The 20903-nt window shown below is 72.0% G+C and carries 24 protein-coding genes and 1 pseudogene; 16 read left to right on the forward strand and 9 right to left on the reverse strand.

Annotated elements, in window-relative coordinates; all coding sequences use genetic code 11:
* Nucleotides 1-12 precede the first annotated feature (12 nt).
* From ACGFYH_RS11500 to ACGFYH_RS11510, 3 genes are all read right to left on the reverse strand, one after another.
* A complete protein-coding gene (locus ACGFYH_RS11500; RefSeq protein ID WP_393802916.1) occupies nucleotides 13-858 on the reverse strand; it encodes an RNA polymerase sigma factor SigF in 846 nt (281 codons plus the stop codon).
* 128 nt (nucleotides 859-986) lie between these two features.
* Complete coding sequence (locus ACGFYH_RS11505) at nucleotides 987-1916, reverse strand: anti-sigma factor RsbA family regulatory protein (RefSeq protein ID WP_393802917.1); 930 nt, start codon at nucleotides 1914-1916, stop codon at nucleotides 987-989.
* Entirely contained in the window at nucleotides 1913-2266 is a 354-nt protein-coding gene (locus tag ACGFYH_RS11510; protein ID WP_393802918.1) for an STAS domain-containing protein, read from the reverse strand. Before ACGFYH_RS11510 ends, ACGFYH_RS11505 begins: the two co-directional genes overlap by 4 nt.
* A gap of 170 nt (nucleotides 2267-2436) precedes the next feature.
* Between ACGFYH_RS11510 and ACGFYH_RS11515 the strand changes: the two genes are divergently transcribed.
* Nucleotides 2437-2793 carry a PRC-barrel domain-containing protein gene (locus ACGFYH_RS11515; protein WP_393802919.1) on the forward strand — a complete coding sequence of 119 codons (357 nt, stop codon included), beginning with the start codon at nucleotides 2437-2439 and terminating at the stop codon, nucleotides 2791-2793.
* A 94-nt stretch (nucleotides 2794-2887) separates the two neighbouring features.
* Here the strand turns inward: ACGFYH_RS11515 and ACGFYH_RS11520 are convergent, their stop codons facing one another.
* Both ACGFYH_RS11520 and ACGFYH_RS11525 read right to left on the reverse strand, forming a co-directional pair.
* On the reverse strand, nucleotides 2888-3451 hold the full coding sequence (locus ACGFYH_RS11520; RefSeq protein ID WP_393802920.1) for a Dps family protein: 564 nt from the start codon (nucleotides 3449-3451) through the stop codon (nucleotides 2888-2890).
* 94 nt (nucleotides 3452-3545) lie between these two features.
* The gene (locus ACGFYH_RS11525; RefSeq protein WP_393802921.1) at nucleotides 3546-4151 is read right to left on the reverse strand and encodes a flavodoxin family protein; all 606 of its coding nucleotides are present in this window, start codon (nucleotides 4149-4151) and stop codon (nucleotides 3546-3548) included.
* Nucleotides 4152-5002: 851 nt separating this feature from the next.
* On the opposite strand from ACGFYH_RS11525, the gene ACGFYH_RS11530 reads away from it, so the two are divergent.
* Complete coding sequence (locus ACGFYH_RS11530; RefSeq protein ID WP_393802922.1) at nucleotides 5003-5725, forward strand: FAD binding domain-containing protein; 723 nt, start codon at nucleotides 5003-5005, stop codon at nucleotides 5723-5725.
* Nucleotides 5726-5751: 26 nt separating this feature from the next.
* On the opposite strand, the gene ACGFYH_RS11535 is transcribed toward ACGFYH_RS11530, so the two are convergent.
* Nucleotides 5752-6591 carry a lysozyme gene (locus ACGFYH_RS11535; protein ID WP_393802923.1) on the reverse strand — a complete coding sequence of 280 codons (840 nt, stop codon included), beginning with the start codon at nucleotides 6589-6591 and terminating at the stop codon, nucleotides 5752-5754.
* A 188-nt stretch (nucleotides 6592-6779) separates the two neighbouring features.
* Here ACGFYH_RS11535 and ACGFYH_RS11540 point away from each other — a divergent pair.
* The 8 genes and pseudogenes from ACGFYH_RS11540 to ACGFYH_RS11575 form a co-directional block, all read left to right on the forward strand.
* A pseudogene (locus tag ACGFYH_RS11540) lies at nucleotides 6780-6994 on the forward strand (hypothetical protein); the annotation flags it as partial.
* 161 nt (nucleotides 6995-7155) lie between these two features.
* Nucleotides 7156-7320: a 50S ribosomal protein L33 gene (gene rpmG, locus ACGFYH_RS11545; protein ID WP_030749084.1), complete on the forward strand. Its 165-nt coding sequence runs from the start codon at nucleotides 7156-7158 to the stop codon at nucleotides 7318-7320.
* 19 nt (nucleotides 7321-7339) lie between these two features.
* Complete coding sequence (ykgO, locus tag ACGFYH_RS11550) at nucleotides 7340-7462, forward strand: type B 50S ribosomal protein L36 (RefSeq protein ID WP_383638661.1); 123 nt, start codon at nucleotides 7340-7342, stop codon at nucleotides 7460-7462.
* Between the two features lie 57 nt (nucleotides 7463-7519).
* Nucleotides 7520-7801, forward strand: coding sequence for a hypothetical protein (locus tag ACGFYH_RS11555; protein ID WP_393802924.1), 282 nt, complete (start codon nucleotides 7520-7522; stop codon nucleotides 7799-7801).
* Between the two features lie 127 nt (nucleotides 7802-7928).
* Nucleotides 7929-8213 (forward strand): polyprenyl synthetase, encoded by a 285-nt coding sequence (locus tag ACGFYH_RS11560; protein WP_393802925.1) that lies wholly within the window; start codon nucleotides 7929-7931, stop codon nucleotides 8211-8213.
* Nucleotides 8206-9264, forward strand: coding sequence for a polyprenyl synthetase family protein (locus ACGFYH_RS11565; RefSeq protein WP_393802926.1), 1059 nt, complete (start codon nucleotides 8206-8208; stop codon nucleotides 9262-9264). Before ACGFYH_RS11560 ends, ACGFYH_RS11565 begins: the two co-directional genes overlap by 8 nt.
* Nucleotides 9265-9277: 13 nt before the next feature.
* Nucleotides 9278-10435, forward strand: a complete 1158-nt coding sequence (locus tag ACGFYH_RS11570) for an oxygenase MpaB family protein (protein ID WP_393802927.1) — start codon at nucleotides 9278-9280, stop codon at nucleotides 10433-10435.
* Nucleotides 10436-10559: 124 nt separating this feature from the next.
* A complete protein-coding gene (locus ACGFYH_RS11575) occupies nucleotides 10560-11993 on the forward strand; it encodes a WGR domain-containing protein (protein WP_393802928.1) in 1434 nt (477 codons plus the stop codon).
* 13 nt (nucleotides 11994-12006) lie between these two features.
* On the opposite strand, the gene ACGFYH_RS11580 is transcribed toward ACGFYH_RS11575, so the two are convergent.
* Nucleotides 12007-12429, reverse strand: a complete 423-nt coding sequence (locus tag ACGFYH_RS11580) for a DUF350 domain-containing protein (protein ID WP_393802929.1) — start codon at nucleotides 12427-12429, stop codon at nucleotides 12007-12009.
* A gap of 83 nt (nucleotides 12430-12512) precedes the next feature.
* Nucleotides 12513-13613, reverse strand: a complete 1101-nt coding sequence (locus ACGFYH_RS11585) for a DUF475 domain-containing protein (protein WP_393802930.1) — start codon at nucleotides 13611-13613, stop codon at nucleotides 12513-12515.
* 180 nt (nucleotides 13614-13793) lie between these two features.
* On the opposite strand from ACGFYH_RS11585, the gene ACGFYH_RS11590 reads away from it, so the two are divergent.
* From ACGFYH_RS11590 to ACGFYH_RS11610, 5 genes are all read left to right on the forward strand, one after another.
* A complete protein-coding gene (locus tag ACGFYH_RS11590) occupies nucleotides 13794-14249 on the forward strand; it encodes a Fur family transcriptional regulator (protein WP_393802931.1) in 456 nt (151 codons plus the stop codon).
* Between the two features lie 27 nt (nucleotides 14250-14276).
* The gene (gene katG, locus ACGFYH_RS11595) at nucleotides 14277-16499 is read left to right on the forward strand and encodes a catalase/peroxidase HPI (RefSeq protein ID WP_393802932.1); all 2223 of its coding nucleotides are present in this window, start codon (nucleotides 14277-14279) and stop codon (nucleotides 16497-16499) included.
* Nucleotides 16500-16593: 94 nt separating this feature from the next.
* A complete protein-coding gene (locus ACGFYH_RS11600; RefSeq protein ID WP_393802933.1) occupies nucleotides 16594-17598 on the forward strand; it encodes a phosphotransferase in 1005 nt (334 codons plus the stop codon).
* A gap of 55 nt (nucleotides 17599-17653) precedes the next feature.
* Nucleotides 17654-17920: a hypothetical protein gene (locus ACGFYH_RS11605; protein WP_393802934.1), complete on the forward strand. Its 267-nt coding sequence runs from the start codon at nucleotides 17654-17656 to the stop codon at nucleotides 17918-17920.
* Between the two features lie 609 nt (nucleotides 17921-18529).
* Complete coding sequence (locus ACGFYH_RS11610; RefSeq protein ID WP_393802935.1) at nucleotides 18530-20233, forward strand: cellulase family glycosylhydrolase; 1704 nt, start codon at nucleotides 18530-18532, stop codon at nucleotides 20231-20233.
* A 59-nt stretch (nucleotides 20234-20292) separates the two neighbouring features.
* Here ACGFYH_RS11610 and ACGFYH_RS11615 read toward each other — a convergent pair whose 3' ends face one another.
* Nucleotides 20293-20514, reverse strand: coding sequence for a hypothetical protein (locus tag ACGFYH_RS11615; protein WP_393802936.1), 222 nt, complete (start codon nucleotides 20512-20514; stop codon nucleotides 20293-20295).
* Nucleotides 20515-20572: 58 nt separating this feature from the next.
* Between ACGFYH_RS11615 and ACGFYH_RS11620 the strand changes: the two genes are divergently transcribed.
* Nucleotides 20573-20887 carry a hypothetical protein gene (locus tag ACGFYH_RS11620; protein ID WP_393802937.1) on the forward strand — a complete coding sequence of 105 codons (315 nt, stop codon included), beginning with the start codon at nucleotides 20573-20575 and terminating at the stop codon, nucleotides 20885-20887.
* Nucleotides 20888-20903 lie beyond the last annotated feature (16 nt).

The raw sequence follows: 20903 nt of genomic DNA on the forward strand, positions 1-20903 counted from the left end.
CCGGACCGCCGCTCAGGTGGTGCTGAGCATGCCCTCCCGCAGGCGGGTCAGCAGGCGCGAGATCAGCCGGGACACATGCATCTGCGAGACACCGAGACGCTCGCCGATGTCCTTCTGGGTGAGTTCCTCGACGAACCGCCAGTGGATGATCTGCCGGTCGCGCTCGTCCAGCTCGGCGATCATCGGAGCCAGGGCGTGGAAGTCGTCCACCAGCGCCAGGGCGGCGTCGTCGGCACCGATGAAGTCCGCGAGGGCCGATTCGCCGTCCTCGCTGCCGCTGATGGCCGCGTCCAGGGAGGCGGAGTTGTAGCCGTTGGCCGCCAGACGTGCCTCGACCACCTCGTCCTCCGGGAGGCTCATCAGCTCCGACAGCTCCTGGGTGGTGGGGTTGCGGCCCAGTCGGCTGCGCAGCTCCTCGGTGGCCCGGGCCAGCTGGACGCGGGCCTCCTGAAGACGCCGGGGCACGTGCACGGCCCACGAGGTGTCCCGGAAGAACCGCTTGATCTCACCGACGATGTACGGCACCGCGAAGGAGGTGAACTCGACCTCGCGGGTCAGTTCGAACCGGTCGATGGCCTTGATCAGTCCGATCATGCCGACCTGGACGATGTCCTCCATCTCCTCCGGCCCGCGGCTGCGGAACCGGCCGGCCGCGAAGCGGACCAGGGACATGTTCATCTCGATCAGCGTGTTGCGCGCGTACTGGTACTCGGGCGTGCCCTCCTCCAGCACCGTCAGCTGCTGGAAGAACAGCTTCGACAACTCCCGCGCGTCCTTGGGCGCCACCTTGGACGGGTCCGCGATCTCCGGCATGGCCGTGGTGGCGTACTCGGTGTCCTGAGCGGTCGTCGTCGTCATGATGTGCCCTCCCGGTGGATCGGTCGTCGTTGTCACCCTGTCGGCCGACGATTCGTCGCCTACCCCGGGTCAGACCTCATACACCTGACGAAGTGACGCAGGTTCGCACGATGCTCCGGGACGGTGCCTCAGATGCTCAGGTAGAAGCGGACGGTGGTGCCCTCGTCCGTCGTGTGCACCCGCACCAGATCGGCGACGTAGTGGACGAGCAGGAGGCCGCGGCCACCGATCTGCCCGCGCTCCGGGGGGCGGCGGCCGGCGAGCGGATCGGTGAGCCGGCCCGTGTCGCGGACCTCGCACACCACCTGTCCCGCCTCGCCCCAGACCGCCAGCGTTCCGTCGCCGCCACCGTGGAGCACGCTGTTGGTGGTCAGCTCGGACACCGCCAGTTCGGCGTCCTGCAGCCGCCGCCCGGCCAGGCCGAGCGAGGCGGCCCGGTCGACCGCGAAGCGGCGCGCCTCGGGCAGCTCCCCGTCCCCGAAGGCGAGGACGTCGGCGTCTGGCGCGGGACCGAGCGGCTCGTTGTACCGGGCGACGACCGCACGCCAGTCGTACGCCTCGCTCACCCGCTCACGCCCTTCGGCGATGACCGTCGGGTGGGTGACCAGGGCGTCGGCCAGGACGTCCGCGTCCAGCCGGGTCTCGTCGTACGGGCACAGGATCGTGGCGGAACGGCCCGCGAACGCCGCGTTGATCAACGCCTCGTGCTGGGCGCACGCCGGGTACTCCGCGGCGCTGCGCCCGGCCCAGACCGGCTCGCCGACGATCCGCACGCGTTCCCGCGCGTGTGTGTCGGCGAACGCCCTCAGCACGCCCGGGATGATGCGCCCCGGGTTGCGTCCGGCTTCGGTCATGTCCAGGAAGGTGACGTCCCGCGCGTCCGCGCCGAGTCCCGCCCTGACCAGTTCCAGGTTGGGGCCGGGCACGGCCACCGCCACCGGCTCGCCCGCGGCCAGCCCCTCCCGCACGAACGTCACCGTTCGGCCGGCGTACTCGGTCTCCGAGCGGTAGAACAACGCCGGATGGGTGAATGTCTCGTCGGTGGTGACCGTGCTCATCGTGGCGCGACCTCGATCCGGTGCAGAGACGGCCAGAAAAGGTCCAGGACGCGGGGCAGTTGCGGAGGCGGCCGCTCGAGCACGACCCGGCCGACCGGCAGGTTCATAGCCGTGACGGCGAGTGCGGCCACCCCGGCCACGTCGACGAACCGCACGCCGGACAGCTCCACGTAGGACACGTCCGTGTGCCGCCGGGACAGCTGGGAGAGGGCGTTCTCCCAGGACAACCGGGTACTCACGCCGATCTCTCCGCTGGCACGGATGCCGGGCCGGCCGGACAGCGGGCCCACTTCCAGCACGGCACCGCTCCGCCCGCGGTCCGGGCCGCCCGTGGCACCTGAGCCATCCACCCTCGATCCCTTCGGCGATCCACCGGGCACCCGTCCGCAGCACGTGCGCCTCTTCCGGCCAGGCAGCCTATCCCGACCGGGCGCCATACGCCGATGAGGGGCAAACATGCGACAGCGGGGCGAAGTGGGGAACAAGACTGTGAGCGCGTCCTTGGAAGGGAAGAACAGGCATGTTTGAAGCCGACAACATTCGTGACTGGCGCGGCCTCGACGTCGTGGACTACGACGGCCGCAAAATCGGGACCCTGGAGTCCCTCTACTTCGACACCCTCACCGACCGTCCCGCGTTCGCCACGGTCACGATCGGTCTGCCGACCCGTCGGCGACTCGTCTTCGTCCCGGTGGACAAGGCCACCGTCGGACCGTCCTACCTGAAGGTGACCTACGACAAATCGCTGGTCAAGGACGCGCCCGGGATCGACCCCGACGGTGAGCTCGCCGCCGAGGACGAGGGCGCCGTCTTCGCCCACTACCACCTGCCCTACGAGCAGGGCAGTCGCGGCGAACGCCGTCTCGGCCGGCGCTGAGCCGTCCGGCGGGCCCCTCCGGGGGCGCGGGGCGAGGCCGACCGGCCGTCGTGGCGTCCGGTCGGCCTCGCGCCCCGTCACGACCGCACGGTCCTCAGCCGATGTCCGCGCCGCGTTCCGCCGCCTCCGTCTCGGACGTCGCGCTGCCCGTCGCAAGGCTGCCGCCGGCGCTCTCCAGGTGCGCCCGCACGAACCACTGGAACTGCTCCAGGTCCCTGAGCTGGCCGATCAGGAGGTCCTCGGTGGCCGTGTCGATCTTGCCGGCCTCCTCGACCGCCGCGCGCATGCCCTCGAGTACGCCGGTGTAGACGACATCGAGCGCGCCGAGGTGGGCGATGGCGTCCGCCCGTCCGATGGAGTAGTCGTCCCACTTCCGCTCGGCCACCAGCGCTCCGGGCGTGCCCGGGGCGACCCCGCCGAGTGCGGCGATGCGCTCCGCGACGTCGTCGGCCATGTCGCGCACCTGGTCGACCTGGGGGTCGATCATCTCGTGCACGGCGATGAAGTGCGGACCCACGACGTTCCAGTGCACGTGCTTGAGAGTCAGGTGCAGGTCGTTGAGGGCGTGCAGGCGCAGCCGCAGCACACCGATCAGCCGTCCGGCGGCCTCGCGCTCGATGCCGGGGACCGTGTACTTGGGGGTCAGGTCGTGCGTCATGGCGGACCTCAGCTCCTCATGCGTTTCGTACGTCATTGCTTGTGCACGAATGCCCCGTATCGGCGCGGGCAGACATGCGTGGACGGCGCCGGGATCAGGACGGCGGAGCGGGCAGCGGCATCGCACCGAGCGCGCGCGCCGCGTGGACGAGGTTGGACGCCATGGCCCGGCCGGTGGAGACCGACCAGTCGTGGCCGCGCTCGTCGTCGAGGAAGTCCGGGCCGGGCCCGGGGCCGAGGTGCCAGTAGGTCCAGGCCTGGCCGGGAATGGTGTAGCCGATGTCCGCGAGTCCGCCGCTGATCTCGCTGATGACGTGGTGGGCGCCGTCCTCGTTCCCGGTGACCAGGACACCGGCGACGCGGTTGTAGGCGATGGGACGGTTCTCGTCGTCGGTCTCGCCGAGCATGGCGTCCATGCGTTCCAGGACCCGCTGGGCGACGGAGGAGGGGCGGCCGAGCCAGGTCGGTGACGCGATGATCAGAATCTGCGCCGCCAGCAGCTTCTCGTGCACGTCCGGCCAGTCGTCCCCGTCGCCCATGTCGGTCTCGACCCCCGGTTTCAGATCCAGGTCGACGGCCCGTACGACATCCACCTCCGCCCCGTGGCCTTTCAGTGCCGCGACGACCGTGGCCGCGAGGGCCTCGGTGTTCGACGGCTGGGGGGAGGGCTTGAGAGTGCAGTTGATGACGAGTGCGCGCATGCCTTCCCCTGTTCCCCGGCGGGAGTGACGCCAGCGTCGGCCGTATGGCTGACGAGTGCTTCCGGCATGCACGGCTCGCCACGCTCGACGACGCGCTCGACACCGATCCCGGCGATCTCGTCCCCCGCCTGGGCATGGCCGACGAGTTCGGCGCGCGCGGCGTGCTGGACATCGGCTGCCGAACAGGTGTGTTCGCCCTGCCGCGGGCCGAGCGCGCCATGGAGGTCGTCGGACCTCCGCGACCGGCGGACCGACCGGCTCCGGGGCGAGGGCATGGACGGTTACGCGCACGAGGGCATCGGCAGGATGCGCGCCGACCACCACCTCACTGGGATGCCGGACGCCGCCGCCCGCGTGTCCTGGAGACGATGTGCGGCCCCGACCTCCGGGGTGCCGCGGCGGCGCTGCGCGGGCGGGCCGAACACCCCCGACCGCCGGGACGTCCTGGACGGGCGTGCGGGTGCCCGTTCCGGTTGTCGTCGGAGTGGACGACGCCCGCACGCCCGTGCCCGACGCGGAGTCCCCGCACCGCCTGGTCCCGCACTCCGCCCTCGCCGTCGTGGAGAAGGCCGGCCGCCCCCGGGGCCGGGCAGCCCGGCCGGTTCGACGCCGCGCTGCCGGAGTTCCTCGCCACGCTGGTGTGACCGGCCGACGGCGCTCCGCGCGGCGGCGCCGGTGCCGCGGGGCGGGCTGAGCGGGTGTGGGCGTCGGCGCGTCGAGGGCGCACACCGGAAACGCGTGAGCCCTGTACGCGCCCCCTCCGCGGTACGGACAATCCCAGTGGCCGTGATCACACGGCGGGAGACGCGGTGTCGTCCGACCGCCGACTCCCGGGAAGCAGGTCGATCGCCATGCTGTTGCGTCTGCCCACATCCTTGACCGAAGCGCAGGAGTGCATGGCGCAGGGGGCGGTCCCCATCGGCGGTGCCACTCTCGTGTGGGCCGCCTGGCAACGTGACGGCTTCCCGGAACTGGCCATGTCGCTGCGTGACCTGCCGGAGGCGACCGCGGTCGGACCCGAGTCGCTCGGCGCGGCCGTGGTGCTGCACCGGATGGACGACCGGGTGCCTGAGGTGCTGCGCCGGGCGGCGGGCTCGGTGGGAACCGGAGCCGTACGCCGGACCGCGACGGTCGGTGGCAACCTCGTCGGCAGCAGTCTGCGCTGCCTCCTGCCCGCGGCTCTCGTGCTGGACGCCCGTGCCACGGTGCTGGGCCCCGACCGGGCCTACGAGACCGACCTGGCCGAGGTGGTGGCGAAGCGTCACCTGCTGCTCGGCCTGCGCTGGCGCACCCCCCTGGCCAGCGGCTACCGCAAGCAGCCCGCCGAGGCCGGCGGGCCGCCGCCCCTGGTCGTCGCCACCGCCGTGCACACCGACGGCGAGGGCGGGCACCGGCTGCGGGTCGCCGTCCGGGACGGCTACGAGGTGCTCAGCGAGACCACCGCGTGCGACGCGGGTGCCGACGAGGCCCTCGGCACCCTGGAGCGTACGGACATCGGCGCACTGCCGCCCGGGGCCCGGGACGTGGTGCGTGAGCAGGTCGCCGACATCCTGGGTCCCCTCGCCGGCCGCTGATCCGGTCCGCACGCCACTGGCCGGCGTCAGCCCTTGGCCAGGGCCTTGACGCGGTCCAGCGTCCCGTTGAACTTGTCGTGGTCCCCGACGGTGGGCCCGGACGAGGTGTACTGCCACATCGTGTGGAAGTCCCAGCCGGCCGGGAGCGTCCCCACGGTCGAGGCGTACCGGGCGACCCACAACGGGTTGCTCGCGCCGAAGCCGCTGTAGTTCCCGGTGCACTGGGTCCACCAGTTGGTGGAGGTGTAGATGGCGGCGTGGCGGCCGGTGCGCTCCTTGTACCGGTCCAGGAAGTTCCGGATCCAGCTCACCAGCTGACTCGACGTCCGGCCGTAGCAGGTGGCCCCGTACGGGTTGTACTCGATGTCGAGGACGCCCGGCAGCGTCCTGCCGTCCTTGGACCAGGCGCCGCCGTGATTGACGAAGTAGTCTGCCTGGGCGGCGCCGCCGGCGGTGTCCGGGGTCGCGAAGTGGTACGCGCCGCGGACCATGCCGACGTCGTACGAACCGCCGTACTGCTGGGCGAAGTACGGGTTCCGGTAGGAGGTTCCCTCGGTGGCCTTCACATAGGCCCACTTCACTCCGCTGTTCCAGAGGGTCGGCCAGGCGACGTTGCCCTGGTGGCTGGAGACGTCCACACCCTCGGTCTGGGCGACACGGGTGCCGACGGGCCGGCCCTGGACCCCTTCGTGGGCGAGAACGCCCGCGCCCATGTAGGCGGTACCGCGAGCGGGCGTCCGGGTGTCGTCGGCCGAGGCCGAGGCAGGGACCGCGGTCAGGGTCAGGAGGAGGGACTGGGCGGCGAGGATGACGCCTGAGGTGAGCAGGCGTGAGTGGCGTTTCGCCACGACTATGGGTCTGCGCATGGCACCCATCCGATCCGGTGTCACGCCCGACCGCATCCCACAGGCGCCCAGACGGTGTCGCCGCATCCTTCCCCGGGGGCGGCGGGGACTCGGCGGGGTCCGCCCGGGGGCCGACTCGGCGGTCCCCGCCCGCCCGATCACGACGAGCGCGGACTCCGACCGGGTCCCCGCCCGAGGCGCCACTCCGGGCGCGCGTCGACGGCCGCCTCTGCCGGGCCACGAGCGGGAGCTGATCGCCACGAGCGGCGCCCTGCCGCTGCCTCGGTGTCCGCGAGCGGGCCGGCCACGGCACCGCGGAGGAGACCGCGCCTTCGACGGTCCGCTCGGCGACGCCGTGTGCGCGGCCGCGCGCGCCGAGGGCCCCGACGGCCCCCCGGTGCCGTACTGCGACCCGGGCGGCACCGTGGGCCTGCACCGGATGACCCGGCTGTGGCCGGAGCCGCTGGGCGCGGACCGCTTCCGGCAGGCGTCCAGGGAATGCGGCGGCGAGGGATGGCGTTGAGCCGTGTGACTGACATGCGCGGATCAGAACAGGTGCCGCGCCTGCGGTTGGAAGGAGCACCCGTGGCACGCAGTACCGTACGCCCGGTCGTCAGGCTGAAGTCGACGGCGGGGACCGGCGTCACCTATGTGACGCGCAAGAACCGACTCAACGACCCCGACCGGCTCGTCCTGCGCAAGTACGACCCGGTGGCGGGGGAGCACGTGCCGTTCCGCGAGGAACGCTGAACGGTGCGAGGAGTGACCCATGAAGGTGCGTAATTCCCTGCGCTCGCTCAAGGCCAGGCCCGGGGCGCAGGTGGTGCGCCGCCGGGGCGTGACCTACGTGATCAACAGGAAGGACCCGCGCTTCAAGGCCCGCCAGGGCTGAGCGGACGCGGGCTCCTTGGCCCGGCCCCGCGATCGGCGGGGCCGGGCCGCCTCGTGTGTGCCGCGGAGGTCGGTCGGCGACGCCGAAGCCCCGGGCGAGGGTGCCGAGGCCGTGGTCGTGGCCCTGGCCGACGGCCCGCAGCCGCCAGTCGTCTCCGTGCCGGCAGATCTAGGTCCGACCCGAGCCTGCCGCGGCGTCGCCGACCGGATGCGCGCCGACATGCGGCGGTACGCCGAACAGGCCCGCCCGGCCGCGGCGGACTGGCGCCCACGATGGCGCGAGGACGCGGTCGCCTTCTTCGAGCGGCTGCCGCGGTGGAGCATCGAGCGGACCGCCTGACACCTGTTCCCCACGTCACTCAAACGGGTATTCGGGATCTCCCGCCCCCTGTGCCCGGTCATGCTCTGACCGGATGCGCCGTCGGCCAGGCGCATCGGTGCCGACGACGTGACCCCTGGGGAGAAGCATGACGCACTCGACGGAACGGGGCCCGGGCAGGGACGACCGTGCCGTGCTGCTGGTCGCCGGACTGGCCGACCTGGCGGTGAGCACGATCGGCTCGGCGCTGGGCGGCCTGCGCGGGCTCCTCGGCCGCTCGGACACCACCGACCTGGTGCGGGACGTGGAGGAAGATCTCCAGGCCAGGGGCAGGCTGGCCCTGGACCGGTGCACGAACGTACCGCCCGCCCATCTGGAGGTACTCGCCCGGCACGTGAACGCCCGGCGGACAGCCGACGGCGGCGATGTCTGACCGCTGGGACCCGGCCGCCTTCAAGACCCGCGTCGACGGCGTCCTGCGGAGCTTTCTGGACGAGGAGGCAGGTCACCTCGTGGCGGTCGACGAAGCTCTCGCACCCGTGGCCGAGCAGCTGCGGAGCTCGGGCCGGCACGGCAAACGGCTGCGAGCGGCCTTCTGCTACTGGGGCTGGCGGGCGGCCGGACAGCCCGGAAGCGACGCGCTGGTCAGGGCGGCGGCCTCCATGGAGCTGGTGCACGCCGCCGCGATCGTCCACGACGACCTCATCGACGACAGCGGCCTGCGCCACGGCCTGCCCACCGCCCACGTCGCCCTGGAAGCCGTGCTCACCCGGGACGGCCGTCGCGACACTCGTGCGGCCGCCCGGTCCCTGGCCATGCTGGTCGGCGACCACCTGATGGTCCTCGCGGGCCGGTTGTTCACCACCAGCGGTCTTCCGGCCGCCTATCTCGCCCGCGCCCGGGACCTGTGGGCCGCGCTCGCCCGGGAACTCGTCGCCGGTGAGTGCCTGGAGATCCTGCACACCGGCGGGCGACCGGACACGGACACCTCCCTGAAGGTCGTCCGGTACAAGACCGCCAAGTACACCGTCGAGCACCCCCTGCTGATCGGCGGCCTGCTCGCCGGCGCCACCCCCGCGCTGCGGGACACCTACCGCGCCTACGGCCTGCCGCTCGGCGAGGCCTTCCAACTGCGCGACGACCTGCTCGGCCTGTTCGGGGACCAGGAGCGCACCGGGAAGGCGGGCCTGGACGATCTGCGCGCCCACCGGCCGACCGCACTGCTGGCCGAGACGTGGAAGGCCGCCGACGCGTCCCAGCGGGAGTGGCTGCGTCGCCTGCTGGGCCGCGGCGACCTGGACGAGACCCATCTGCGCGACGTACGCCGGCTCATGCGGGAGCTGAAGGCGCCGCAACGGGTCGAGCAGATGATCGGCGTGCGTGTGGAGCGGGCCACCCGCGCCCTGGACGCCGCCGCGATACCTCCGCGCGCACGCCGGGCACTGTCCGAACTCGCCCAACAGGCCACCGACCGCATTCACTGACGAGGAGACCGCGATGACCTGCACCGATACGTCGATGGACGCCCTGCGCCACAGCGGTGACGAACTGGCCGACGCGGTCGTCGCCACCCTCTTCGAGCGTGGCGAGGTCGGCACCTTCAACTCCCTGATGCGCTACGTCTCCACCGCCGGTCAGGAACTGCCGGACGGCCTGCCCGGGGTGGCGCGGGAGTACCTGCGGGCGACCGCCACGGCGCCGGACTGGGTGGACTGGGCCGAGATGGAGCGGGCCCGGCTGTTCTTCCTCGACAACAACGTGCACATCTCCACCGCGCTGTCGTTCGCTTCCATGCCCGCCTGCTACGTCGTCCCGCACGTGGCCCGGCTGCTGTCCGCCACCCACGGGCTGAACTACCCCTCCAAACGCATGGCGGAGACCGGGCAGTTCACCGTCTACCTCATGCAGCCGGACGCGTTCGAGGCCGGCGGACGCTTCCTCCCGGCCGCCCAGAAGGTCCGCCTGCTGCACGCGGCGATCCGCCACCATCTGAAGCGGGAGAACCGCTGGGACACCGAGACCCTCGGCGTACCGATCTGCCAGGAGGACATGATCGGCGGGCAGATGTTCTTCTCCCTGCTCGTCCTGGACAGCCTGCACCGGCTCGGCATCCACATGACCGCCGAAGGAGCGGACGCCTATTACTACGCCTGGCGCGTCGTCGGAGCCATCCTCGGCGTCGACCAGTCGGCCGTCCCCACCACGCTCGACGAGGCACGCCGGTTCCTCGACCTCTACATGCTGCGCCACATGGGCCCCACCGAGGAGGGCGCCCATCTGACGAGGCAGCTCATCGACCTCTACGAGGAAGTCGTGCCGGGCACCCTCTTCGACCCGGTCGTCTCCGCCCTGATCCGCTACCTCGTCGGTGACACGTGCGCCGACTGGCTGGACGTCCCCCGCACGGCCTGGGACACCCTGGTGCGGGCCGCCCCGCACCTCCTCGGCGTCCTGGAGACGATCGAGGACCGTTCCCCGCTGGGCGCGTGGGCCCTTGACCGGCTCGGCCACCTCACCACCGTCCTGGAACTGTCCTCCCTCACCCGCGGACGCGTCATGCACTACGCCATCCCCGAACAGCTGAGGAAGGAGTACGGCGTCTCCGCCGCCGCCCGCACCCGCCGCTGGACCCCGCCGCCCGCGACCCTCTCCTGAGCCACCGCACCGGCCGGCCGGACGTCACGACCGATTGCCTCGGCCGATTGTCAGTGGGACCTCCTACGGTTCGGTGTGTGGATCCGCGGAACACGCCGCGGGACCGACCGGGGAGAGGTCTGCCATGCCGAGGACGTACCTGGAGCTGTCGCAGGACGACGGGAGCGCCCACAAGTTCTACGAAGTCACCGTCCAGGGACAGGTCGTGTCGGTGCGCTACGGGCGGATCGGCGCCGCCGGACAGACCCAGACGTCGACCTTCCCCACCGCCCAGAAGGCCGAGGCCGCGGCCGCCAAGAAAATAGGCGAGAAGGTGCGCAAGGGGTACGCGCCCGCCGTGCAGGGACAGCGCGCGCCCCGCGCGGTCACCCGTCGGCAGGTGGCCTCCGCGCCGTCGACGGCCCGCGCGGTCGCACCGGTCCTGTGGCGGTTCCGGACCGGCTCCGCCGCGTTCGGCATCCACATCGACGAGGACCGCTGCTGGGTGGGCAACCAGGCGGGCGACGTCTACACCCTCGCGCACGGTGGCGAGGTCCTCGCCCGCTACCAGCTGCCGGACGGCGTCAAGTGCCTGGTGGCCGACGACTTCTGGATCTACGCGGGCTGCGACGACGGCCGGGTGTACGACCTGTCGTCCAAACTGCCCTTCGCCGCCTACGACATCGCGGCCGACGTGGACATCTTCTGGCTCGACATCCACGAGGGCGTGCTGAACGTCGCGGACCGCGCCGGACGGCTCACCGTCATCGACCACGAGGACGAGCACCAGTGGGCGCGGGGCGGGCGCGGTGAGCACGCCTGGATGGTGCGTGCTGACGACCGGGCCGTCTACCACGGACACACCCGCGGCGTGACGGCCCACTCCCCGGACGGCGGCACCGAGTTGTGGCACACGCCCACGCAGGGGGCCGTGCTCTTCGGCTGGCAGGAGGACGACGCGGTGTACGCGGGAACCGCGCGTCACACGGTCCAGCGGCTGTCCAAGGCGACCGGTGCCGTCGAGGCCACCTACCACTGCGACAGCCCGGTGTACTCGTGCGCCACCTCGCCCGGCGGCCGGTTCGTCTTCGCCGGGGACTCCGCGTCCTCCGTCTACTGCTTCGACCGGGACGGCACACGCCTGTGGAAGCTGGGCACGGGCGGCGGCTCCGCCCTGTCGATGCAGTACCGCGACGAGCGGCTCTTCCTCGTCACCACGGACGGCTCCCTGATGTGCGTGGACGCGAGCGAGGCGGCGGTCACGGCCGCGCAGCAGGGCTCGGTGCCCGTCGCCCGCGACGTGAAGCTCGCCGCCACCCTGCCGACGTACGCGCCCGCCACCGCCGTCGCCGCCGTGACGACCGTGACCGCGGCGCCCGCGGGCTCCGTCGTGGTCGAGTGCGTCCAGGAGAACGGCCGCACCCGGATCCACGTGGTGTCGGAAGGGTACGACCGGTCGTGGAACGTCCAGTTCCCGAGGGCGATCCGCGAACCGGGCGCGCGCTATGTGGTCGACGCGCTGCACGCCGCGTCGGGCGGCTTCTACCGGGTGCGCGGGGACATCAGGCGCCTCCAGTGACCGAGCGGCGGCGTCAGGCGATGGAGGCCGCGATGACGGCGGAGACCGCGAGGTTGCAGGACGCAGTCACCCACACGGCCGGGTGCGGCTCCGCCTCGACCAGCGTCGCGCCCAGCCGCCCCGGGGTGATCAGATCGACCACCAGGAAGGCCACGGCCATCATCACGAGCCCCAGCAGCCCGAAGACCGCGGTGGACACCAGACCCTTGCCGAAGTCCTCGTACGTCGTCCATATGGAGGTGAAGACGATGCCGCCGATGCCGAGCAGCGCCGAGCTGAGCACCAGGGCGGCGTTGCGGTTGCGCTGCTCCCAGATCTGCCGGCCGAGCTTTCCGGGTGTCAGCACGTCCACGAGGACGATGCCGAGCACCAGGAGGACCAGACCCAGACCGCCGTAGGCACAGGCCCGGCCGAGTCCGTTGACGATGTCGCTCATGGCGTTGCCGGCTCCGTAGCGTTGAGGGACCGCGAGTGGTCGTGGTCAAGGCGCTGCAAAATGTAGCGCACCTGCCCGGTCACTCAAGAGGCGGTCCGCAGCGCGCGGTTGCGGCGTACGGAGGACCAGAAGGACGCGCCGATCAGGACGACGCCGACGAGGCCGGTGATGATCTCGTTGATCTGGTACTGGATGGTGACCAGGAGGATGAGCGACAGTGCGCCGATGGCGTAGTGGGCGCCGTGTTCCAGGTAGACGTAGTCGTCGAGGGTGCCCTGGCGGACGAGGTAGACCGTGAGGGAACGGACGTACATGGCGCCGATGCCCAGGCCGAGGGCCATCAGGACGATGTCGTTGGTGATGGCGAAGGCGCCGATGACGCCGTCGAAGGAGAAGGACGCGTCCAGGACCTCGAGGTAGAGGAACATGAAGAACGCGGCCTTGCCGGCCAGCTTGACGGCCGACTTGGGCTTTCCGGCGCGTTCGGCGGCCTCTTCCTCCTCGTGCTCGCGTTCCTCCTCCGCTTCGAGTCTGTCCTCGAAGTAGCCGGAGAGACCGCCCACGATCATGTAGGTGATCAACCCGGCGATGCCCGCGAGGAGGACGGTTTCCGTCTTGCCGGCATGGGCTCCGCCGTGCTGGTGGGCGTGGGCGCCGAAGGTGATCGCGGAGACGAGCAGCACGATCAGGGCGATGCAGACCGACAGCATGTCGACCTTGCCGAGCTTGGCCAGCGGGCGCTCCAGCCGGCCCAGCCACTTGATGTCCCGGTCCTCGAAGATGAAGTCGAGGAAGATCATGAGGAGGAACATGCCACCGAAGGCGGCGATCGACGGATGGGCGTCCGTGACCAGCTCCTGGTAGCGGTCCTTGTCGGTGAGCGCCAGGTGCACCGCGTTCCAGGGACTCAGCCGGGCACTGATGGCCACGATCACCACCGGGAAGACCAGCCGCATCCCGAAGACCGCGATCACGATGCCGACGGTGAGGAAGATCCTCTGCCAGAAGGCGTTCATCTTCTTCAGGATCCCGGCGTTGATCACCGCGTTGTCGAAGGACAGCGAGATCTCCAGGACGGAGAGGATCGCCACGATGCCGAGGGCGGTCCAGCCGTCGTAGAGCACGCCGGCGGCCAGGCCGAGGGCGGTGACGGCGAAAGCCCAGCGGAACGTCTTCACAAGCACCGGCCACTCATTCCTGTCGTCGCACATACGGGGGGAGGCATCCCCATGCCTGTGCCCGCCACGCACGTTGTCTACCACGTTCACCCGGCGCCACCCGGACAGGCTGTTGTGGACGACCACCAAGAGTGGAATCGTTCGTTTCCTTGAGTCGTTCGTGTTCCAGGGAGTAGGTTCACCGGCATGACGGCATCCCGGAACTCCCGGAACCCGGCCACGGCCGCGGAGCTGCGCCGGGCGGGACTGCGGGTGACCGCCGCCCGCGTCGCGCTGCTCGAGACCGTCCGGGCGGGCGACCACCTCGACGCCGAGGCCCTCACGTCCGGAGTGCGCCGGCGCGTCGGGCACGTCTCTCTCCAGGCCGTGTACGACGCCCTGCACGCACTCACCGCGGCGCGGCTCGTGCGCCGCATCGAACCGCCCGGCAGCCCGGCACGGTTCGAGGGACGGGTCGGTGACAACCACCACCACGTCCTGTGCCGGTCCTGCGGCGCCCTCGCCGACGTCGACTGCGCCGTCGGCGACGCGCCCTGTCTGACCGCCTCCGACGACCACGGCTTCGCCATAGACGAGGCCGAGGTCATCTACCGGGGCCTGTGCCCCGACTGCTCCACCCCCGGCACTTCCCCAGCACCTTGATCCGCCCCGTCCGGAAGGATTTCCCCCATGTCCGAGAACCACGACGCCATCGTGACCGACGCGAAAACCGAGGAGGCGGGTGGTTGCCCGGTCGCCCACGGACGCGCCCCGCACCCCACGCAGGGCGGCGGAAACCGTCAGTGGTGGCCGGAGCGGCTCAACCTGAAGATCCTCGCCAAGAACCCGGCGGTGGCCAACCCGCTGGGTGAGGAGTTCGACTACGCCGCGGCCTTCGCGGCCCTCGACCTGCCGGCCGTGAAGCGGGACATCGCCGAGGTGCTGACCACCTCGCAGGACTGGTGGCCCGCCGACTTCGGCAACTACGGCCCGCTGATGATCCGTATGGCCTGGCACAGCGCGGGCACCTACCGCATCAGCGACGGCCGCGGCGGCGCGGGCGCCGGCCAGCAGCGCTTCGCCCCGCTCAACAGCTGGCCGGACAACGGCAACCTCGACAAGGCCCGCCGCCTGCTGTGGCCGGTCAAGAAGAAGTACGGCCAGAACATCTCCTGGGCCGACCTGCTGGTCCTCACCGGCAACGTCGCCCTGGAGCAGATGGGCTTCGAGCCCTTCGGCTTCGCCGGTGGCCGCGCCGACGTCTGGGAGGCCGAGGAGGACGTCTACTGGGGCCCCGAGACCACCTGGCTCGACGATCGGCGTTACACCGGCGACCGCGAGCTGGAGAACCCGCTCGGCGCCGTCCAGATGGGCCTGATCTACGTCAACCCGGAGGGCCCCAACGGCAACCCGGACCCGATCGCCGCCGCCCGCGACATCCGGGAGACGTTCCGCCGCATGGCGATGAACGACGAGGAGACCGTCGCGCTGATCGCCGGCGGCCACACCTTCGGCAAGACCCACGGTGCCGGCCCGGCCGACGCCGTCGGCGACGACCCCGAGGCCGCGTCCATGGAGCAGATGGGCCTGGGCTGGAAGAGCACCCACGGCACGGGCAAGGGCGGGGACGCCATCACCTCCGGTCTGGAGGTCACCTGGACCAGCACGCCGACCCGGTGGAGCAACGGGTTCTTCAAGAACCTCTTCGAGTTCGACTACGAGCTCGAGCAGAGCCCGGCCGGCGCCAACCAGTGGGTGGCGAAGGACGCCCCGCAGATCGTCCCCGACGCGCACGACCCGTCGAAGAAGCACCGCCCGAGGATGCTCACCACGGACCTGTCGCTGCGCCTCGACCCGATCTACGGGCCGATCTCCCGCCGGTTCTACGAGAACCCCGAGGAATTCGCGGACGCCTTCGCCCGCGCCTGGTACAAGCTGACCCACCGCGACATGGGCCCCAAGTCCCTGTACCTCGGCCCGGAGGTCCCCGAGGAGACCCTGGTCTGGCAGGACCCGCTGCCCGAGCCCGAGGGCGAGCCCATCGACGCCGAGGACATCGCGACCCTCAAGACCAAGCTCCTCGAGTCCGGTCTTTCCGTCGCGCAGCTGGTGTCCACCGCGTGGGCCTCGGCGTCCACCTTCCGCGGCAGTGACAAGCGCGGCGGTGCCAACGGCGCCCGCATCCGCCTGGAGCCGCAGCGCGGCTGGGAGGTCAACGAGCCCGACGAGCTGGCGCGGGTCCTGCGGGTCCTGGAAGACGTCCAGCGGGAGTTCAACTCCGGCGCCGGCGCCAAGCGGGTCTCGCTGGCCGACCTGATCGTCCTCGGCGGCTCCGCCGCCGTCGAGAAGGCCGCCAAGGAGGCCGGCTACCAGGTGGAGGTCCCGTTCGCCGCCGGCCGCGTGGACGCGACGGAGGAGCACACCGACGCCGAGTCCTTCGAGGCGCTCGAGCCCACCGCCGACGGCTTCCGCAACTACCACGGCAAGGGCAACCGCCTGCCGGCCGAGTTCCTGCTCCTCGACCGGGCGAACCTGCTCACCCTGAGCGCGCCCGAGATGACCGTCCTCGTCGGCGGCCTGCGTGTCCTGGGCGCAGGTCACCAGCAGTCTCAGCTCGGTGCGTTCACCCGGACGCCGGGCTCGCTGACCAACGACTTCTTCGTGAACCTGCTCGACCTGGGCATCACGTGGAAGTCGACGTCCGAGGACCAGACCACGTTCGAGGGCCGGGACGCCGCCACGGGTGAGGTCAAGTGGGCCGGCAGCCGCGCCGACCTGGTGTTCGGATCGAACTCCGAGCTGCGGGCGCTCGCCGAGGTCTACGCGAGCGACGACGCCAAGGAGAAGTTCGTGCACGACTTCGTCGCCGCCTGGGCCAAGGTCATGAACCTCGACCGCTTCGACCTGGTCTGACCGGGAGACCCCCGGGCCGGCCGGCACACGCCGGCCGGCCCGGAAGGGTCGGAATACGGTGGCCCCCCGCGGCGCACGGTGCTGGGATGGCGTGATGTTCGCAGACGCGCCGGTGACCGTGGACCGGGGGCGGTACCAGGACACCGTCACCCCCTGGGAGCGAAGGGCCTGGCGCACCGCGGCACTCGACTGGGTGGCGGCCGGGCTGGCCGCCCACGGGCTGCGGCCGACGGGGGAGTGGCGGGTGCGGCTGCGGCCGTGGTCCGTCCTGTTGCGGGTGTCCGTCGAGAGGCGCGACGCGGTCTGGTTCAAGGCGAATCCGCCGGCCAGTGCCTTCGAGGGCCCGCTGACCGCGGCGCTCGCCCGCTGGGTCCCCCGGCACGTGCTGGAGCCGCTGGCGGTGGACACCCACCGCGGCTGGTCGCTGCTGCCCGACGGGGGACCGCTCTTCCGGGACGTACTCGCACGGGAGACGGTCGGTCCCGGGGCGTGGGAGGAACTCCTGCGCCAGTACGCGGCCGTGCAGTACGCCCTGACCGCGCGCACGACCGAGATCGAACGCCTGGGTGTCCCCGCCGTGCCCCCCACAGCGCTGCCCGGTGTCCTCGACCGGCTCGACGACACCCCGCTGCCGCCCGGGGACCGGGCCGCGCTACGGGAACTGCGCCCCCGCATCCTGGACTGGTGCGCGGAACTCGCGGCCCTCGGCGTCCCCGCCTCCCTCGACCACGCGGATCTGCACGACGGACAGCTGTTCCGTCCCGCGCCCGGCAGGTTCACCTTCTTCGACTGGGGCGACGCCGTCGTCGCCCACCCCTTCTCCAGCCTCGCCGTCCCCGCCCGCCGGGCCGCCGAGCGCCACGGACCGCAGGTGCTGCCGCGCCTGCGCGACGCCTACCTGGAGCCCTGGACGGGCGCCGGGCGGACGGCGGCGGAACTGCGTCGCGCGGTGCGCCTCGCCTGGCGCCTCAGTGCCCTGAACCGTGCCGCCGCCTACGGCAGGCTCTTCCCCACCGCATGCGGCGCCGCCGGTGCCGCGACGGCCGTGGCGGGCGCCCGCTGCCTGCTGGAACTGCTGGACGAACCACCCTTCCGGTAGCGGCCGGTCCCCGGCGTCCGAGCCGTTGTCAGTGGCGGATGCGAGGCTGCGCTTCATGGATGAGGTGGAGTTCATGCGGGGCAGGGTCTACGGCGCCGACCACGACAACCCCGGACCGCGCGCCGGACGCGTCTACGCCCAGTTGGTGGGCGGCCCCCTGGACGGACTGCTGCTGGACGTCACGGACCTCACGGAGCGTGAGCGCGACCGTGGAGTGACCCTGGCGACGGAGATAGGCCACTACGGCCCGGGCGGCCGCTCCTCGTACGCCCCGAGGCCGGGCGACGCCCGCCGCTTCGACTGGTGGGGCGACGTGCCCTGATCCTGCGCCGCGCCCGTCCGGTCGGTCAGCGCCTTCAGCAGCCGGTCGTGCGCGGACCCCGGGGCGGGTTCCGGACGGCCGCCCGGCGGGGTGATCACCTCGGCCACCAGCTCCCGGTAGGCGTCGATCCGCGCGCCTCGCCTGGCGCCTCAGCGCCCTGAACCGTGCCGCCGCCTACGGCAGGCTCTTCCCCACCGCGTGCGGCGCCGCCGGTGCGGTCGGCCGCGAGCCGCCCGGCCGGCCCGGTGGCGGAAGCCCGGCGTGTCCCGCGCCCCGCAGGCGTCGCTGTACGCGGCGACGAACCCGTCCAGGGCCTCACCCGGACGGCGGGCCCCGGCCGCGGCGCGGGTGCACACCGGACGGCTCGTAGGCCTGCGCCAGACCCGCGGTTCCCGCAGCGACGCGGTGGGCCCCGGGCCGGGACACCCGCGAGACGCTTGGCTGCCTCGGCGAGGGCCCGGTCGTTCGATCCCGTCGGATGCCCGGGGCCCGGGCGGCAAGCGTTTTCTGTCCGCCCCGTCTTGACGTGTACGCGCCGCGGTGAGTTCATGGGAGCGCTCCCACGCCTCGTCGTCCATCGTGTCCGCACTACCCAGTCCTGGAGTCGCCGTGCGCAGAGCAAGACGCGATACACCGAAGAACCCTCTGACCCGCCTGTCGGCCACTCTGGCCGCGCTGATCGGGCTGGTCGTCGTCGGTGCCCTCTGCCCGGGCGCCGCCGTGGCCAAGTCGCCGGGGGGTCAGTCGTCCACCGCCCGGCCGTCCACCGCCCAGGCGGCCGGCCTGCACGTCAGCGCGGGCCGGCTGCTGGAGGGCAACGGCAACGACTTCGTCATGCGCGGGGTCAACCACGCCCACACCTGGTACCCCGGCGAGACCCGGTCACTGGCGGACATCAAGGCACTGGGCGCCAACAGCGTCCGGGTCGTCCTGTCCGACGGGTACCGCTGGAGCGAGAACAGCCCCGAGGACGTGGCCGCCGTCATCGGCCGGTGCAAGGCCAACCGGCTGGTCTGCGTACTGGAGGTGCACGACACCACCGGTTACGGCGAGGACGCCGCGGCCGGCACCCTCGACCACGCGGCCGACTACTGGATCGGCCTCAAGGACGTGCTGGCCGGTCAGGAGGACTACGTCGTCGTCAACATCGGCAACGAGCCCTGGGGCAACACCGACCCCGCCGGCTGGACCGGGCCGACCGTCGCCGCGGTCGAGAAGCTGCGCGGCGCCGGACTCCAGCACACGATCATGGTGGACGCGCCCAACTGGGGCCAGGACTGGCAGGGCGTCATGCGTGCCAACGCGCGGTCCGTCTACGACGCCGACCCGACCGGCAACCTGATCTTCTCCATCCACATGTACAGCGTCTTCGACACCGCCCAGAAGGTCACCGACTACCTGAACACCTTCGTCGACGCGAAACTGCCCATCCTCATCGGCGAGTTCGGGGGCCCCGCCGACCAGTACGGCGACCCGGACGAGGACACCGTGATGGCCACTGCCGAGCAGCTCCGCCTCGGCTACCTGGCCTGGTCGTGGAGCGGCAACACCGACCCGGTCCTCGACCTGGCGACCGACTTCGATCCCAGCAGGTTCAGCTCCTGGGGCGAACGCGTCTTCCGCGGCGTCAACGGCATCGCCCAGACCTCGCGGGAGGCCACCGTCTACGGCGGCGGGGCCCCGGACGACACCGAGGCCCCGACGGCTCCCGGCACCCCGAGCGCCTCCGCGGTCACGGAGACCTCCGTCACGCTCCGCTGGGCCGCCGCCACCGACGACACCGCGGTCACCGGCTACGACGTCGTCCGGATCGGTGAGGACACCGAGACCGGCGTCGCCGCCTCGACGGCCACCACCGCCACCGTGACCGGCCTCACCGCCGGCACCACGTACACCTTCGCCGTCTACGCCCGCGACGCGGCGGGCAACAGGTCCGCCCGCTCCGCCGCCGTGGAGGTCACCACCGGCGAGGGCGACGGCACCCCCGGCGCCGCCTGCTCCGTCGAATACCGGATCGTGGGCGAATGGCCGGGCGGCTTCCAGGGTGAGATGGCCGTCCGCAACACCGGGAGCGCCGCCGTCGGACCGTGGACGCTCGCCTTCGCCTTCGCGGACGGCCAGACCATCACGAACATGTGGGGAGGCAGCGCCACCCAGAGCGGCGCGGGCGCCGTGAGCGTCGCCCCGGCCTCCTACACGGCCACCATCCCGGCCGGCGGCACGGTCACCCTCGGCTTCACCGCCGGGAAGGGCGACACCAACACCGCCCCGACCGCGTTCACCCTCAACGGGGCCTCCTGCGCCACGCCGTGACCGTACGTCCCGGCCGGCGGCGGGCAGTCACCGCCCCGGCCGGTGGCGGGCGACGGACGTCACCACGCCACCTCGCGGACATCGGCCCGGCTCCGCGGCTGCGTCGTCGCGGTGATCTCGGAGCGGTGGCGGTCTGCCGTGAACGTCACCTTCAGCGTCCGCGGCTCGCTCTGCTCCGTGCTCACCGTGAAGCCCTGGCCCGGCACCGCCGAGACCAGGCACACCCCGCCGCCGCCGAACCGCACGGTCGCCTTGCCGCCCTCGGAGGGCACCGTGTACACGCCGGCCCCGCCCTCCTCGCACCCCGGGTCACCCCCGCCCGCCGGCTGCCGCGGGGGCATGGTGCGAGGGCTCGGTGTCGGCGTCGGTGTCGGTGTCGGTGCCGGCTCGGGCGGCTTCCCGCTGGTGCGGGACGGCGTCGGGCTGGGCCTCCGGCTCGTCGGCGACGGGCTGGGGGAGGGCTTCGCGGTCCTGGAGACGGTGGGGCGGGGGGACACCGGGGGCTCCTTCGGCGCCGTCTGCGCGACCGGCGCGGTCGGCCGGGTCGACCCCACCACGAAGTGGATGGTGAGGATGACAGCCGTGACACTGGCCGCCGTACAGGACAGCCAGATGATCAGGTGGCGCAGGAGACGGGACACGACACCATGGTGACGGACCGGCTAACGTG

The organism is Streptomyces sp. NPDC048392, from assembly GCF_043200575.1.
In the GTDB taxonomy this organism is placed as follows: domain Bacteria; phylum Actinomycetota; class Actinomycetes; order Streptomycetales; family Streptomycetaceae; genus Streptomyces.

What these genes read in the sequence shown, in the direction of transcription:
- ACGFYH_RS11505 (WP_393802917.1), bottom strand. Translation starts at nt 1,916, where the DNA reads ATGAGCACGGTCACCACCGACGAGACATTCACCCATCCGGCGTTGTTC.
- ACGFYH_RS11605 (WP_393802934.1), top strand. Translation starts at nt 17,654, where the DNA reads ATGGATGAGGTGGAGTTCATGCGGGGCAGGGTCTACGGCGCCGACCAC.
- ACGFYH_RS11520 (WP_393802920.1), bottom strand. Translation starts at nt 3,451, where the DNA reads ATGACGCACGACCTGACCCCCAAGTACACGGTCCCCGGCATCGAGCGC.
- ACGFYH_RS11525 (WP_393802921.1), bottom strand. Translation starts at nt 4,151, where the DNA reads ATGCGCGCACTCGTCATCAACTGCACTCTCAAGCCCTCCCCCCAGCCG.
- ACGFYH_RS11580 (WP_393802929.1), bottom strand. Translation starts at nt 12,429, where the DNA reads ATGAGCGACATCGTCAACGGACTCGGCCGGGCCTGTGCCTACGGCGGT.
- ACGFYH_RS11530 (WP_393802922.1), top strand. Translation starts at nt 5,003, where the DNA reads ATGCTGTTGCGTCTGCCCACATCCTTGACCGAAGCGCAGGAGTGCATG.
- ACGFYH_RS11570 (WP_393802927.1), top strand. Translation starts at nt 9,278, where the DNA reads ATGACCTGCACCGATACGTCGATGGACGCCCTGCGCCACAGCGGTGAC.
- ACGFYH_RS11515 (WP_393802919.1), top strand. Translation starts at nt 2,437, where the DNA reads ATGTTTGAAGCCGACAACATTCGTGACTGGCGCGGCCTCGACGTCGTG.
- ACGFYH_RS11500 (WP_393802916.1), bottom strand. Translation starts at nt 858, where the DNA reads ATGACGACGACGACCGCTCAGGACACCGAGTACGCCACCACGGCCATG.
- ACGFYH_RS11565 (WP_393802926.1), top strand. Translation starts at nt 8,206, where the DNA reads ATGTCTGACCGCTGGGACCCGGCCGCCTTCAAGACCCGCGTCGACGGC.
- katG (WP_393802932.1), top strand. Translation starts at nt 14,277, where the DNA reads ATGTCCGAGAACCACGACGCCATCGTGACCGACGCGAAAACCGAGGAG.
- ACGFYH_RS11620 (WP_393802937.1), top strand. Translation starts at nt 20,573, where the DNA reads ATGGTGCGAGGGCTCGGTGTCGGCGTCGGTGTCGGTGTCGGTGCCGGC.
- ACGFYH_RS11600 (WP_393802933.1), top strand. Translation starts at nt 16,594, where the DNA reads ATGTTCGCAGACGCGCCGGTGACCGTGGACCGGGGGCGGTACCAGGAC.
- ykgO (WP_383638661.1), top strand. Translation starts at nt 7,340, where the DNA reads ATGAAGGTGCGTAATTCCCTGCGCTCGCTCAAGGCCAGGCCCGGGGCG.
- ACGFYH_RS11575 (WP_393802928.1), top strand. Translation starts at nt 10,560, where the DNA reads ATGCCGAGGACGTACCTGGAGCTGTCGCAGGACGACGGGAGCGCCCAC.
- ACGFYH_RS11560 (WP_393802925.1), top strand. Translation starts at nt 7,929, where the DNA reads ATGACGCACTCGACGGAACGGGGCCCGGGCAGGGACGACCGTGCCGTG.
- ACGFYH_RS11590 (WP_393802931.1), top strand. Translation starts at nt 13,794, where the DNA reads ATGACGGCATCCCGGAACTCCCGGAACCCGGCCACGGCCGCGGAGCTG.
- ACGFYH_RS11535 (WP_393802923.1), bottom strand. Translation starts at nt 6,591, where the DNA reads ATGCGCAGACCCATAGTCGTGGCGAAACGCCACTCACGCCTGCTCACC.